This is a genomic window from Chitinophaga agrisoli (genome assembly GCF_008386695.1).
Lineage (GTDB): Bacteria > Bacteroidota > Bacteroidia > Chitinophagales > Chitinophagaceae > Chitinophaga > Chitinophaga agrisoli.
Map to the genome: position 1 here is coordinate 1,208,330 of NZ_VUOC01000002.1, position 13,373 is coordinate 1,221,702.

Sequence of the window (13,373 nt, forward strand, 5' to 3'; positions counted from 1 at the left end):
TTTTGGTTTCGATTTGTTTTATTTTGCACCATTAATTCCACAAAATAAACACAATCGAAAGTATTTAAAAGTGGCAAAATAACAAAATGAACAGAACCGACTTCGTTGCACACATACAAAAGACTCCTTCCGCACAATGGGATATGATCATCATCGGGGGCGGCGCCACGGGTTTAGGCATTGCGATGGATGCCGCTACCCGGGGGTACAACACGCTCCTGCTTGAACAGGCAGATTTTGCAAAAGGCACCTCCAGCCGCAGCACCAAACTGGTGCACGGCGGGGTGCGCTACCTGGCCCAGGGCGATGTAGCGCTGGTAAGGGAAGCCCTGTATGAAAGAGGGCTGCTGCTGGCCAACGCACCGCACCTGGCCCATAACCAGGAGTTCATTATCCCCCAATACAACTGGTGGCAAGGCCCGTTCTATACCATTGGCCTTAAAATATATGACCTGCTCTCCGGCCGCTTAAGCCTGGGCCGTTCCCGCCACATCAGCAAAAGCGAGGTAGTGGCAGAACTGCCCACCATTCGCCAACGGGGATTAAAAGGCGGCATTGTGTATCACGACGGGCAGTTTGATGACGCCCGCCTGGCGGTGAACATTGCGCAAACCGCCGTAGAGAATGGCGCCATATTACTCAACTATTTTAAAGTGACCGGCCTGCATAAAGATGGCAACGGCCGCATAAATGGCGTACAGGCCCAGGACCTGGAAACGGGCCGCAGCTACAACCTGCCTGCCAAAGCCGTGATCAATGCCACCGGCGTTTTTGTAGATGAGATCCTGCAGCTGGATAATCCTGCCGCCCGCCGTATGGTACGGCCCAGTCAGGGCGTGCATGTGGTCCTGGACCCATCCTTCCTGCAGAGCAAAAGCGCCATCATGATCCCTAAAACGGAAGACGGGCGTGTGCTCTTTGCCGTGCCCTGGCATAATAAAGTATTACTGGGTACCACAGATACACCGCTGGACGAACATAGCCTGGAGCCGGTAGCGCTGGAAAAGGAGATCGATTTTATACTGCGCACTGCAGCCAACTACCTGTCCCGGCCCCCGGCCCGTACAGATGTGCTGAGCGTATTTGCAGGCCTGCGCCCGCTGGCTGCCCCGCAAAAGAGTACCGGCAGCACCAAAGAAATATCCCGTAGCCATAAGATCCTGGTAGCGCCCTCCCGCCTCATTACCATTACCGGCGGTAAATGGACCACCTTCCGCAGGATGGCGGAAGATACCGTAAATGAAGCCATCCGCACGGCCGGCCTCCCGGCGGCAACCTGCCGTACCAAAGAACTGCATATACATGGTTTTGTACAACACCCTTCTAACCGCGAGCCGCTAAACGTGTATGGCAGCGATGCACCGCTGCTGCAGGCGCTGGCAGCCCTGCAACCGGATTGGGGGCAGCCCCTCAGCACCCGCCTGCCCTATATCGGCGCACAGGTGATATGGGCAGTAAGACATGAAATGGCGCGCACCGTAGAGGATGTGCTGGCGCGCCGCCTGCGCGCCCTGTTCCTGGATGCAACAGCAGCGCTGGAAATGGCGCCAAAAGTGGCCGCCCTCATGGCACAGGAACTGGGTAGGGACGAGGTCTGGCAACAGGCACAGGTAAAAGCCTTTGCAGATATGGCCGCCCATTACATCCTAAAACAGAGCAGCCCGCAGCAACAGCAGCAGGTAACAGCATAGCAGATATAAATTCCATCATCCACGTTGATAAACAGGATACGCATGAATCAGTACATTATGGCCCTGGACCAGGGAACTACCAGCTCAAGAGCCATTCTATTCGACAAAGCCGGCGCTATTGTAGCAGTGGCGCAAAAAGAATTTACACAACTATTTCCCGCACCCGGATGGGTGGAACATGACCCGGCAGAGATCTGGAGCAGCCAGATAGGCGTAGCTACAGAAGCCATGGCCAAGGCGGGATTGGAAGGCGCTAATATTGCCGCCATAGGCATCACCAACCAACGGGAAACCACCCTGGTATGGGACCGCGAAACCGGCAAACCCATCCACAATGCCATTGTATGGCAGGACCGCCGCACCGCCGCTTACTGCGACAGCCTGAAAGCAGCCGGCCATGAAAAAATGATCCGCCAGAAAACCGGGCTGGTGATAGACGCTTATTTTTCCGGTACCAAAATAAAATGGATCCTGGATAACGTTCCCGGCGCACGGGAACGCGCCAATAAAGGACAGCTGGCCTTTGGCACGGTAGACGCCTGGCTGGTCTGGAACCTGACCCATGGCGCCGTGCATGCTACCGACATCACCAATGCATCGCGGACCATGTTATTTAATATCCACACGCAAACATGGGACCCGGAGCTGCTGCAGCTGCTGGATATACCCGCTGCTATACTGCCGGTGATCAAAGAATCCAGCGAAGTATGCGGACAAACCGCACCTGGCATCTTCTCCGTACAGATACCCATTGCTGGTATAGCCGGCGACCAGCATGCGGCCCTGTTTGGGCAGATGTGCACTGCGCCCGGTATGGTAAAGAACACTTATGGCACCGGCTGTTTTATGCTCATGAATATTGGTGACCAGCCTATCATAAGTAACAATAACCTGTTGACCACCGTGGCGTGGAAAGTAAATGGGCAGATCCAGTACGCGCTGGAAGGCAGCATCTTTATTGCCGGCGCTATTGTACAATGGCTGCGCGATGGATTAGGCATTATCCGCTCCTCCGCAGAAGTGGAAGCCCTGGCCGCCGGCGCTCCGCAAAATGAAGGCGTATACCTGGTACCCGCTTTTGCAGGCCTGGGCGCGCCGCACTGGGAACAGCACGCCCGTGGCACCCTGGTAGGCATGACCCGTGGCACCACTGCCGCGCATATTGCCAGGGCCGCGCTGGAAAGCATCGCCTATCAGACCATGGAGGTATTACAGGCCATGGAAGCAGACGCCAATATCAGTATTAAGGAGCTGCGCGTAGATGGCGGCGCTACCGGCAATGACCTGCTGATGCAGTTCCAGGCAGATATCCTGCACACCAAAGTAGTGCGGCCGCGTATCACAGAGACCACCGCTATGGGCGCTGCTTACCTGGCAGGACTGGCCACCGGCTATTGGAAAAACCTGGAAGAGATCTGCAGCCAGTGGCAAGAGGAGAAAAGTTTTACGCCCGCCACGGAACAAACGCACCGGCAGGAATGGATCAATGGCTGGAACCGTGCGGTAAAAGCAGTAAAAAGCTGGGCCGCCGCCAACTGATCCTTTTATCAACTTAACCTTAACTCAACCAAATACGATGCACCCATTTTTAGCGGAATTCCTGGGCACTGCTTTACTCCTGTTGCTGGGCAACGGTGTGGTAGCCAATGTAGTGCTGAACAGAACAAAAGGTAATAACAGCGGATGGATAGTAATTACCACCGGCTGGGCGCTGGCGGTATTTGTAGGCGTGGTGCTCGCAGGCCCGTTTAGCGGCGCGCACCTGAACCCCGCAGTCACCATAGCCATGGCCGTAGCCGGCAAATTTGCCTGGACCAGCGTACCTGCATTTATTGCAGCACAGATGCTGGGCGCTATGGCAGGCTCCTTCCTGGTATGGATGAACTATAAAGATCACCTGGACGAAACGGCAGACAATGGCCTGCAACGCGCCGTATTCTGCACAGAGCCGGCTATACGCAATACCACACGCAATTTCCTGTGTGAGGTGACCGGCACTTTTGTACTGCTGTTCACCATCTTTTATTTCACCACCGCAGAAATGGGCGTGGATAAAACGCCGGTAGGCCTGGGCTCCATTGGCGCACTGCCGGTAACCCTGCTGGTATGGGCCATTGGCCTGTCACTGGGCGGTACCACCGGTTATGCCATCAACCCGGCCAGGGACCTGGGGCCACGCATCATGCACGCAGTATTGCCTATAAAAGGCAAACAGGGCAGCGACTGGGCATATGCCTGGGTGCCGGTAATAGGCCCGCTGGCAGGCGGCGCGCTGGCAGCCATATTATACCTGGTCATATTGAAAATGTAATCATAATGTACGTACGCATATAATCAATTATCAGCCAAACAGCGGGCAGAAAGCTTTCAACAGACGGGCTACTACGCAGCATTTAACGGATTGTCAACGATAGAGCGGGGGAACACAAACGCTCCTTTTTGGTACAGGTAGCATTTAATATCACTTAATAATAATTAATCAAAGCCGGGATCACATAAAACGGCTTGAGGGGATTCTATTCCGAAAATAAAATAGTATGCAGATGAAAAAATGTACAGGCATTGCGCTAAGCGCATGCGTAGTGGCAGCCATTTCCCTTGCTGCCTGCAGATCCACCAAAACTGCTACAGCCGGCAATAAAGGCTTACCGTCCTTTTATAAGGTGGGGCACCGCGGCACCCGGGGACTGATGCCGGAAAACACCATCCCCGCCATGATCAAAGGCATTGAAGCAGGCGCCAATACCATCGAGTTTGATGTACATATCACGAAAGACGGTCAGGTAGTGGTATACCACGATGCATCATTCACGCCGGCCTATACCACCAAACCGGACGGCAGCGATATAACGCCTGCTGAACGGAAACAATATACTTTTTACCAGATGAACTATGCAGATATCCGCTCCTTCATCATCGGTGAAAAGCCCTACCCGGCCTATCCGGAACAACAACGTATGCGCTCCTATGCCCCCTTGCTGTCAGATATGATAGACGCTGTGGAAGCATATACCACCGCGCATCACCTGGCCCCGGTATACTACTTGCTGGAGGTGAAATCATCCGCCAAAACAGATGGGGTTGAACAGCCGGAACCGGAATCCTATATGCATACGCTCATGGCGGTTAAGCAGCTGGCGCCTCTGGGCAAGCGCCTGTTTATCCAATCCTTTGATATGCGCCCGCTGCAGGTACTGCATCGCACCCATCCGGATGTAAAACTGGGATTTCTTACAGACGATAAAAAAGGCACATTCGAAGAGCACCTGGCGCAACTGGGTTTCACACCTTTCTTCTACAACCCGCATTACCAGCTGGTAACACCGGAACTGGTGGCCAAATGCCACGCAAAACACATACAGATCGTTCCCTGGACCGTACAGGAGCCGGCAGAGATGAAAGCCCTGCAGGCCAAAGGCGTAGACGGCATTATCACTGATTATCCAAACAGGTTTAAAGCGGCGAACCTATAAACTGATTGTAGGGCACAAGCGTACTACGCCAACCAAAATATAAATCCATCAAAAAAACAAACGTTTATGAAACTGCTACGAAGATTCCACACATTGAACCGGTACAGGTTCCTGATGTGCTTATTGGGGATCATTTGCATTACCGCATTATCCCTGCAGGCACAGAACCTGCCTGTTACCGGAAAAGTAACGGCCGTTAGCGGCCTGCCATTGATTGGCGTAAACATACAGGTGGCCGGCACCTCCAACGGCACAGCCACCGGGGCAGACGGGTCCTTTAAGCTCAATGCTCCCGCCGGCGCTACCCTCAAATTTTCATTTATAGGCTACCTGCCTAAAGAAATAAAGGTCAGCAACACCAATCCGCTGACCATCACGATGGAAGAAGACGTGCAAAAACTGAATGATGTTGTGGTAGTAGGTTATGGCACACAGAAAAAAGCCACGCTTACCGGCGCTATCACCACCGTAGAGATGATAGATAAAGTAGGCCAGCCGCTCACCAACGCCAGTAATGCCTTACAGGGCGTGCCCGGCGTATTTGCCAACATGAGCAACAGCCAGCCCGGTGTAGACCGTAGCACCATCCGCATCCGCGGTGTGGGCACCCTGAGCGGCAACGACCCGCTGGTGCTCGTAGATGGTATCGAATACTCCATGGATGAGCTAAACCCGAATGATATAGAAAGCATTACCGTGTTAAAGGATGCCGCGGCCGCCATATATGGTTCCCGCGCAGCCAATGGCGTGATCCTGGTGACCACCAAAAAAGGAAGGGGCGACGCCAAAGTAAATTACAGCTACTACTATGGCATACAGAAACCCACCTACCTGCCGGATATCATCGATGATCCCATCCAGTACATGAAACTGAAGAACCAGGCCAATATAAATGAGGGTAAAGCCCCGGATTACGCCGATGCGGATATAGCGGAGTATGAAGCCGGCATGAAAACAGATCCTATCACCTACCCTGCTAATAACTGGTATGATATTGCGCTCAAGAACGGTATCATTAAAAAACACGATATCAGCGTAGCAGGCAGCGCAGAAAAATACCAATACCGCCTTTCACTTGGCTACCTGGACAGGGACGGCATCCTCTTTGGCCCCGGCAACCATGAAAAGAAATATTCCATAGGCCTGAATGCTTCCATGAACGTAAGCAAACGCCTGAAAGTAGGCGTAACGCTGGACGGTTATTACCGTAATTATACCCAGCCTTTTTATACTGATACATGGAGCTACCTGTCCCGTGCGCTGCCTATCTTAACAGATACGCTGGCAGACGGCCGCTATGGCAACTCCTGGCTGCGCACACCCGGCCGCAACAACTGGGAGAACCCGCGCATGCTGGCCTACAACGGCCTGTATACAAAAGTGGTGCAACGTTTCCTCTCCACCATATTTGCGGAGTATAAGCTGCCGTTTGATATCACCTACAATATCAAATTCGGCGTGGATAAATATGATGGATTACTGACCGGTTTTACGCCGCGTATGCAAACCTTTAATCCCAAGACCGATGCCGCTATCAACTGGAACGCGCCTGCTACCGCGCCCCGCTCCTCTAAAGAGGATTTTAATAACATGAACATCCACTTCTACAATACCCTGAACTGGCAACACCAGTTTGCCGGTAATCATAACGTGAGCGCCATGTTCGGCTCCAGCTACGATAATTTTGATGCGGACAACTGGGCCACCAGCATGTACGGTTACCTGGACCGTACCCTGGATGCCTTTGACGCAGGCACCGTATGGAACGCTACCAACGGTAATGTAACACGCGATGTACTGGAATCTTATTTTGGCCGTGTGAACTATGACTATGATGGCAAATACCTGTTGGAACTAACTTTTCGTAGTGATGGATCATCCCGCTTTAACCCGCAGAAACGCTGGAGCACTTTCCCCTCTGCTTCTGCCGGCTGGCGTATAGACAAAGAATCCTTTTTTAAGTCCAAATTCATCAACCTCCTGAAATTGCGCGTATCTGCCGGCCAGATGGGTAACCAGGCCGTAGCATTATACAGCAACAAATCCACAGTTGAACTGGGCGAAGATTACAGCTTTGGCGGCACGCTGAATTCCGGTGCGGCCAACAAAAGTTATGCGGACCCTGATATCCATTGGGAAACCACTACTACTTACAACGCAGGCATGGACATTAATTTGTGGGACAACCGCATTGGTCTTACCCTGGATGCCTATAAAAAACGCACCACCGATATCCTGCGCGAGGTGAACATTCCCGCACAGATAGGCAACCTGGCTGGTCCCAAACAGAACGTAGGCACTGTAGACAATACCGGTGTTGAATTTACCATGCAATACAAGGATAATGTAGGCGCACTGGATTACTCCCTTTACGGCAGCGTATCCTACAACAAGAATGAAGTGGTGGATCTGAACGGCGAGATCATCTACGGCAGCGATGGTACTATTACCAAAGCCGGCAGCATGATAGACGCGTTTTATGTGCTGCAGGCCGATGGCATCTTCCAAACACAGGACGAGGTGAACCATCATGCCAAACAAAGCGTAAATACCAAACCGGGTTATATCAAATTCAGGGATATTAACGGCGACAATATCATTAATGGCGATGACCGTGTACTTGTGAACGCCTCTCCGCAAATGCCCAAGTATACCTACGGTTTTGGATTTAGCCTGGGCTTTAAAGGCGTATCGCTGACCACCGCCTTCCAGGGCATTGCCGGCGTAAAGGTATTGCCTACTGCGAACCTGGCCTACCCGTTCAACAACGGCGCCAACGCCACCAAAGAATGGGCTACCGATGCCTGGACGCCTGAAAATCCCGGTGCACGCCTGCCTATCGTAACTACCAGCACCGGCTCTGTGGACAATTACCAGCGCTCTACCTTCTGGATCAGGGATAACTCCTACCTCCGTATGAAGAATATACAGCTGGGTTATGCGCTGCCGGAACGCTGGCTGTCTAAAGTAAAGATCAGCAAGCTCTCCATATTTGTAAATGCGCAGAACCTGTTTACTATTTCCAAATACAAGGACTTTGACCCGGAAGCTATCCTGGACCGTACCACGCTGTACTCCTACCCGATGCTGAAGACCTATAACGGCGGCCTTAATGTGACATTCTGATAATCCAATAAAACACGTATACAATGAAAAAGATACATATGCTTATCACCTGCGCAGGTTTCCTGGCGGCAGGCTGTAATACCAGCCTGCTGGAGGTTACTCCGCATGACCGATATACCGAAGCCACCTTCTGGACAACACCCGAGGCAGCAGCCGCCGGCCTGGTGGGCTGCTACTCCGTGTTGCGCAATGATGGTATTTACGGCGGCAAAGGCAGCAATAATGCCACCGCCCTGTGGGATGAAAGCCTCTCCCCCAACGCCTACAATTACAGCAATTCAGAAAGCTTTAATACCATTGCCTCCGGGCAACAGATGGCCAGCACCACCAATATCATCACAGACCGCTTTGGTGACAGCTATTCCGGTATAGGCCGTTGTAACACCCTGCTGGCAAAAATTGACGGGGTGGAAGGAATGGACGAAGCCGCAAAAGACAGGATGAAGGCGGAAGCGCGCTTTCTGCGGGCGCTGTACTATTTTACGCTCACCACTTATTATGGCGGCGTACCGTTGATACTGGACCCGCCAGACCGCGCCGCACAGGCCAGCCTGCCCCGCACAGAACGCGGCCAGGTAATAGCAAAGATCCTCTCTGATCTCGATAGCGCCGCCATGGTACTGCCAGACAAATTTAGCGGCGCAGACCTGGGCAGGGCCACCAAAGGCGCCGCCATGGCATTAAAGGCCAGGGTGCTCCTATACGAGGCCAGCCCCTTGCTGAATACCGCCAACGATGTTACCAAATGGCAGGCAGCGGCAACTGCAGCCAAGGCGGTGATGACCATGGGTTATACGCTGTTCCCCAACTATCGCAGCCTGTTCCTGAAAGCCAATGAGAACAATAAGGAAGTGATCTTTGACGTGCAGTACCTGTTCCCTAACCAGGGCAGCTCCTTTGACCTGATCTGTACACAGTACAATACCAATGCGCCGTTGCTGGGACTGGCCCAGGCCTATTATATGAAGAACGGCCTGCGCACCAGCGATCCCGCCTCCGGTTATGATGCCGCCAACCCGTACCTGAACCGCGATCCGCGCCTGTATGCCACCTTTACCTATCCCGGCGATGTGTACCGCGGCCAGAAGATAGACTCTACCCGCTTTGCCATTACCGGTTACGGCATGAAGAAATACAGCGTATATGATAGCATTAAACCGCCAACAGACCAGGCTGACATTAAAGGCGGCCAATCCGAGATCAACTTCATTGTGCTGCGTTATGCGGATATACTGCTGATGTATGCAGAAGCACAGAATGAAGCCGTAGGCCCGGACGCTACCGTGTACACCGCCCTGAACCAGATCCGCGACCGTGTAGGCATGCCGCACTTCCCGGAAGGGCTGACCAAAGAGCAGATGCGCACGGAAATACGGCATGAGCGCCGTATAGAGCTGGCCGGCGAAGGACTATACTATAACGATATACGCCGCTGGAAAACCGCTGAAACGGAATTGAACACGCCTATTTACAGCTGGAGCGGCAAATACCTGGAGCGGCGCTCCTTTGATCCCAAACGGGATTACTGGTGGCCCATCCCCCAGATAGAAAGAGACCTGAATCCTGCACTGGAGCAAAACCCATTATACTAATAGTGGGGAAAGGGGGCTGGTAACGCAGCCCCCTTTTAGTTTTAGGCTCCTGACCGCTTATCCAATCTGCACCAGCTTTTTTACAGGTATGTGTTTATATTTGCTGGATGCAGTAATACAGCCGGCATTCCACCGCCGCAAAGGATCTACGCTTATACTCCCCTGCGGTGGCCCGCTGATATTTATTTATTCACTTTTTACAATCCATCCTGAATGAACGGAATTCGTAAACCATTGTACTTTCAATTACTGGCCGGGGCGGTTGCGCTCCTGCAAGGCGTTGCAGCAATGGGGCAAGCTATTGAGCGGCCCAAACTAGTAGTAGGCATTGTAGTAGACCAGATGCGCTGGGATTATCTGTACCGTTACCATGACCGCTTTGGCGCGGGCGGTTTTAAACGTATGCTGAATGAAGGATATTCCTGTGAGAATACTTTCATCAGCCACCTGCCTTCCTTTACCGCGGTAGGGCATAGCACCGTGTACACGGGCAGCGTGCCGGCTATCCATGGCATTACCGGCAATGACTGGACAGATCAGCAAACCGGCCGCCATTGGTACTGTACAGAAGATACTACCGTACAATCTGTAGGCAGCACCACCAAAGCCGGCGCTATGTCGCCACGCAACCTGCTGGCCTCTACCATTACGGATGAGCTGCGGCTGGCCACCAATTTCCGTTCAAAAGTAGTAGGCGTATCCCTGAAGGACCGCGCCTCCATACTGCCCGCGGGCCACACGCCCAATGGCGCTTTCTGGCTGGATGACAGCAACGCCAGCTTCATTACCAGTACCTTTTATATGAAAGAGCTGCCGGAGTGGGTGAAACGTTTTAATGACCGCAAAGAGCCGGAGCAGCTGATGTCTAAACCCTGGACTACCCTGTATCCTATCAACACTTATATACAAAGCACAGAAGACAATAGCCCCTGGGAAGGTACTTTTGGCGGCGAGACAGCGCCCGTATTTCCGCACAACATGCCGGAGATCTACAAAAAAGATCCCGTGAGCCTGCGCTCCACGCCATCCGGCAACACCCTCACGCTGGATTTTGCCAGGGCAGCCGTAGAAGGTTATAACCTGGGAAGCGGCACGGTAACAGACTTCCTGACCATTAACTGCGCTTCTACAGACTACGCAGGCCACAAATTTGGTCCTAACTCCATTGAGGTAGAAGATGTGTACCTGCGGCTGGATAAAGACCTGGCCGCCTTTTTCGCCTTCCTGGACCAGCGCGTGGGTAAAGGCAAATACCTGGTATTCCTCACTGCTGATCATGGCGCCGCGCACTCTGTAGGTTTTATGCAGGAACATAACATACCGGCGGATTTCCAGAAAGACAAAGACCTGCTGGCCGGCCTGAACAACTTCCTGCAAACACGTTTTGGCGCAACAGGGCTGATCAGCAATGCACAGAATTATCACTTAGGCTTTGACCAGCACAAGATCGAAGCCGCCCAACTGGATTATGATGTGGTGAAGAAAGAGACGGTTAGATACCTGCAGGCCCTGCCAGGTATTGAGTTTGCCGCGGATATTGACAATATTGGCAACAGCCCGCTACCGGAGCCTATCAAAACTATGGTGATCAACGGCTACAACCCTAAACGCTGCGGCGCTATTATGGTGATACCGGAACCAGGCTGGTACTCCGGCTTTGAAAAAGGCACCACCCATGGTAACTGGAATGCCTATGATGTGCATATCCCCCTGGTGTTTATGGGCTGGCATGTAAAACATGGCAATTCCAATGCTATCACACATATGACGGATATTGCGCCCACTATTGCCGCTATGCTGCACATACAAATGCCCAACGGCTGCGTAGGCAAACCGGTGGAAAGCGTATACGTGCATTGAAGCCTGCATAAAAAACAAACAGCTTTGACAGATCGCACACCGCATCCGTCAAAGCTGTTTGTTTATGAAAGTAGTATTACTGCCTTTAGCTTTTCGGTTCTTCGAATTGGTAGTTCACCATCCAGTTGATCCCATACTTATCCGTGAACATACCAAAATAAGCGCCCCAGAAGGTCTTTTCCAGCGGCATTTGTACCTTGCCATTGGCAGAAAGCCCGTCAAACAGGCGTTTGGCCTCTTCTTCGCTGCCTGCGCTGATGGAGATATAGTAGCTGTCGCCCTGGTTAATATCCCCAAAAGAAGCCGGCCGGTCGCTGCCCATCAGGTAAGTACCCTGCCCTATAGGCAGGCATACATGCATAATGCGGTCGTTCTCTTTTCCTTCCAGCTGATGCTCCTTGGGACCATCGCTATACTTCATTTTTCCGCCCATGTACTCCGTACCAAAAACGGATTTGTAAAAGTCGAACACTTCACCGCAGTTGCCGTTAAAGTGTAAGTAAGGATTGACTGCTGCCATGGCTGCAATTTTTAGGAGTGAAGAAATTAAGGATGCTCCAGTATAGTTTTAAGGTCGGTAAGTCCGGTCTGCAGGTCTTTACCCAATACTTTATCCATATCCATTACCAACAGCATAATGTTCATGGGGTAAGGCATACTGCTGCTCATGCCCCATTTTACCGTGGTCTGGTTGTCAGATACTGGGGCTGTGCTTAGATAGGAATCTGCCCGGCCAGCCCAGGGCCTGATGAAACGCAGCTCATAATCTATCCGGCCATCGGCTGTTATCTTTTTGATCTCCTGCTCGCCGGCGCCCACATCTTTCTTGCTGTCCCAGGCAGACACAAAACCTACCGTGGCATCTGTACCGCGGTACTCCCTTTTCATGCCGGGGTCCATCTTTGCCCACACGCTGAAGTTATCCTGGTTTTTCAGGTATTTGATATAATCAAACACCTCCTGCCGGGGTTTGTTAATGGTGATCTCCCTTTCCACCGCATAGTTCTTGCGGCTGAACAAGGCAATGATCAAAGGGATAGCGATCAGGATGACAATGACGATCAGGATTCGTTTCAGAATTTTCATGGTATATAAGGTTTAAGTAAATAGTGTACAGTCCTACAAATATAGGCCAGGCCACTGGTTTGAGCCGGGTGCGTATACGACATTTTAAGGGGTCTTTGCGACAGTTCAGGACTGCGGCATAGTACTGTAATACAAGATCCAGCTCATCCCGAAGCGGTCTTTCAGCGCGGCTATCTTGCCTGCAAAAAATTCGTGGGGCGCACGGATCACCTGACCGCCGGCAGCCAGCTTTTCAAAGAAAGTATCCATCTCTTCCGGTGTGGCGCAGGTTAAGGACAGCGCCACGGCATTCCCGTTTACCAGCGCATCGCCATCCGGGCTGGGCATATCAGAGCCCAGCAGCAATACCCCATTTTTGATAAGGGCCGCATGCAGCACGCCTTGCTGTAAGGCCGCCGGCCATTGGTCCGCCATGGGCGATTCGGCAACGGTTTGCAGGGTCAGCTCGCCACCCAGGCAATCTTTGTAAAAGCTCATGGCTTCACGGCAGTTGCCGCTGAATGATAAGTAAGGATTAATTTGCGTTGTCATGATTCATTGTTTGT

The 13,373-nt window shown here is 52.3% G+C and carries 10 protein-coding genes; 7 read left to right on the forward strand and 3 right to left on the reverse strand.

All coding sequences use genetic code 11. The features are described 5' to 3' along the window. The first annotated feature begins 86 nt into the window (after window positions 1-86). The 7 genes from F0L74_RS12105 to pafA all read left to right on the forward strand — a co-directional run bounded on the left by F0L74_RS12105 (window position 87) and on the right by pafA (window position 11,742). A complete protein-coding gene (locus tag F0L74_RS12105; protein WP_149838124.1) occupies window positions 87-1,691 on the forward strand; it encodes a glycerol-3-phosphate dehydrogenase/oxidase in 1,605 nt (534 codons plus the stop codon). 42 nt (window positions 1,692-1,733) lie between these two features. Continuing rightward, window positions 1,734-3,230 (forward strand): glycerol kinase GlpK, encoded by a 1,497-nt coding sequence (gene glpK, locus F0L74_RS12110; RefSeq protein ID WP_149838125.1) that lies wholly within the window; start codon window positions 1,734-1,736, stop codon window positions 3,228-3,230. Between the two features lie 7 nt (window positions 3,231-3,237). Beyond that, the gene (locus F0L74_RS12115) at window positions 3,238-4,002 is read left to right on the forward strand and encodes an MIP/aquaporin family protein (RefSeq protein ID WP_368732353.1); all 765 of its coding nucleotides are present in this window, start codon (window positions 3,238-3,240) and stop codon (window positions 4,000-4,002) included. Window positions 4,003-4,234: 232 nt separating this feature from the next. Then, complete coding sequence (locus F0L74_RS12120) at window positions 4,235-5,164, forward strand: glycerophosphodiester phosphodiesterase family protein (RefSeq protein WP_149838127.1); 930 nt, start codon at window positions 4,235-4,237, stop codon at window positions 5,162-5,164. A gap of 66 nt (window positions 5,165-5,230) precedes the next feature. Then, window positions 5,231-8,290, forward strand: coding sequence for a SusC/RagA family TonB-linked outer membrane protein (locus tag F0L74_RS12125; RefSeq protein WP_149838128.1), 3,060 nt, complete (start codon window positions 5,231-5,233; stop codon window positions 8,288-8,290). A 23-nt stretch (window positions 8,291-8,313) separates the two neighbouring features. Next, on the forward strand, window positions 8,314-9,882 hold the full coding sequence (locus F0L74_RS12130) for a RagB/SusD family nutrient uptake outer membrane protein (protein ID WP_213086948.1): 1,569 nt from the start codon (window positions 8,314-8,316) through the stop codon (window positions 9,880-9,882). Window positions 9,883-10,095: 213 nt separating this feature from the next. Next, window positions 10,096-11,742, forward strand: coding sequence for an alkaline phosphatase PafA (pafA, locus tag F0L74_RS12135; protein ID WP_149838129.1), 1,647 nt, complete (start codon window positions 10,096-10,098; stop codon window positions 11,740-11,742). A gap of 85 nt (window positions 11,743-11,827) precedes the next feature. Here the strand turns inward: pafA and F0L74_RS12140 are convergent, their stop codons facing one another. From F0L74_RS12140 to F0L74_RS12150, 3 genes are all read right to left on the reverse strand, one after another. Beyond that, a complete protein-coding gene (locus F0L74_RS12140) occupies window positions 11,828-12,262 on the reverse strand; it encodes a VOC family protein (RefSeq protein ID WP_149838130.1) in 435 nt (144 codons plus the stop codon). A gap of 26 nt (window positions 12,263-12,288) precedes the next feature. Further along, window positions 12,289-12,828 carry an SRPBCC family protein gene (locus F0L74_RS12145; RefSeq protein ID WP_149838131.1) on the reverse strand — a complete coding sequence of 180 codons (540 nt, stop codon included), beginning with the start codon at window positions 12,826-12,828 and terminating at the stop codon, window positions 12,289-12,291. A gap of 105 nt (window positions 12,829-12,933) precedes the next feature. Then, window positions 12,934-13,359 carry a VOC family protein gene (locus tag F0L74_RS12150; RefSeq protein WP_149838132.1) on the reverse strand — a complete coding sequence of 142 codons (426 nt, stop codon included), beginning with the start codon at window positions 13,357-13,359 and terminating at the stop codon, window positions 12,934-12,936. Window positions 13,360-13,373: the final 14 nt, after the last annotated feature.

Bases quoted from the DNA above. Each gene is read 5' to 3' on its own strand.
- F0L74_RS12105 (WP_149838124.1), top strand. From the start codon at position 87: ATGAACAGAACCGACTTCGTTGCACACATACAAAAGACTCCTTCCGCA.
- glpK (WP_149838125.1), top strand. From the start codon at position 1,734: ATGAATCAGTACATTATGGCCCTGGACCAGGGAACTACCAGCTCAAGA.
- F0L74_RS12120 (WP_149838127.1), top strand. From the start codon at position 4,235: ATGAAAAAATGTACAGGCATTGCGCTAAGCGCATGCGTAGTGGCAGCC.
- F0L74_RS12125 (WP_149838128.1), top strand. From the start codon at position 5,231: ATGAAACTGCTACGAAGATTCCACACATTGAACCGGTACAGGTTCCTG.
- F0L74_RS12130 (WP_213086948.1), top strand. From the start codon at position 8,314: ATGAAAAAGATACATATGCTTATCACCTGCGCAGGTTTCCTGGCGGCA.
- pafA (WP_149838129.1), top strand. From the start codon at position 10,096: ATGAACGGAATTCGTAAACCATTGTACTTTCAATTACTGGCCGGGGCG.
- F0L74_RS12140 (WP_149838130.1), bottom strand. From the start codon at position 12,262: ATGGCAGCAGTCAATCCTTACTTACACTTTAACGGCAACTGCGGTGAA.
- F0L74_RS12145 (WP_149838131.1), bottom strand. From the start codon at position 12,828: ATGAAAATTCTGAAACGAATCCTGATCGTCATTGTCATCCTGATCGCT.
- F0L74_RS12150 (WP_149838132.1), bottom strand. From the start codon at position 13,359: ATGACAACGCAAATTAATCCTTACTTATCATTCAGCGGCAACTGCCGT.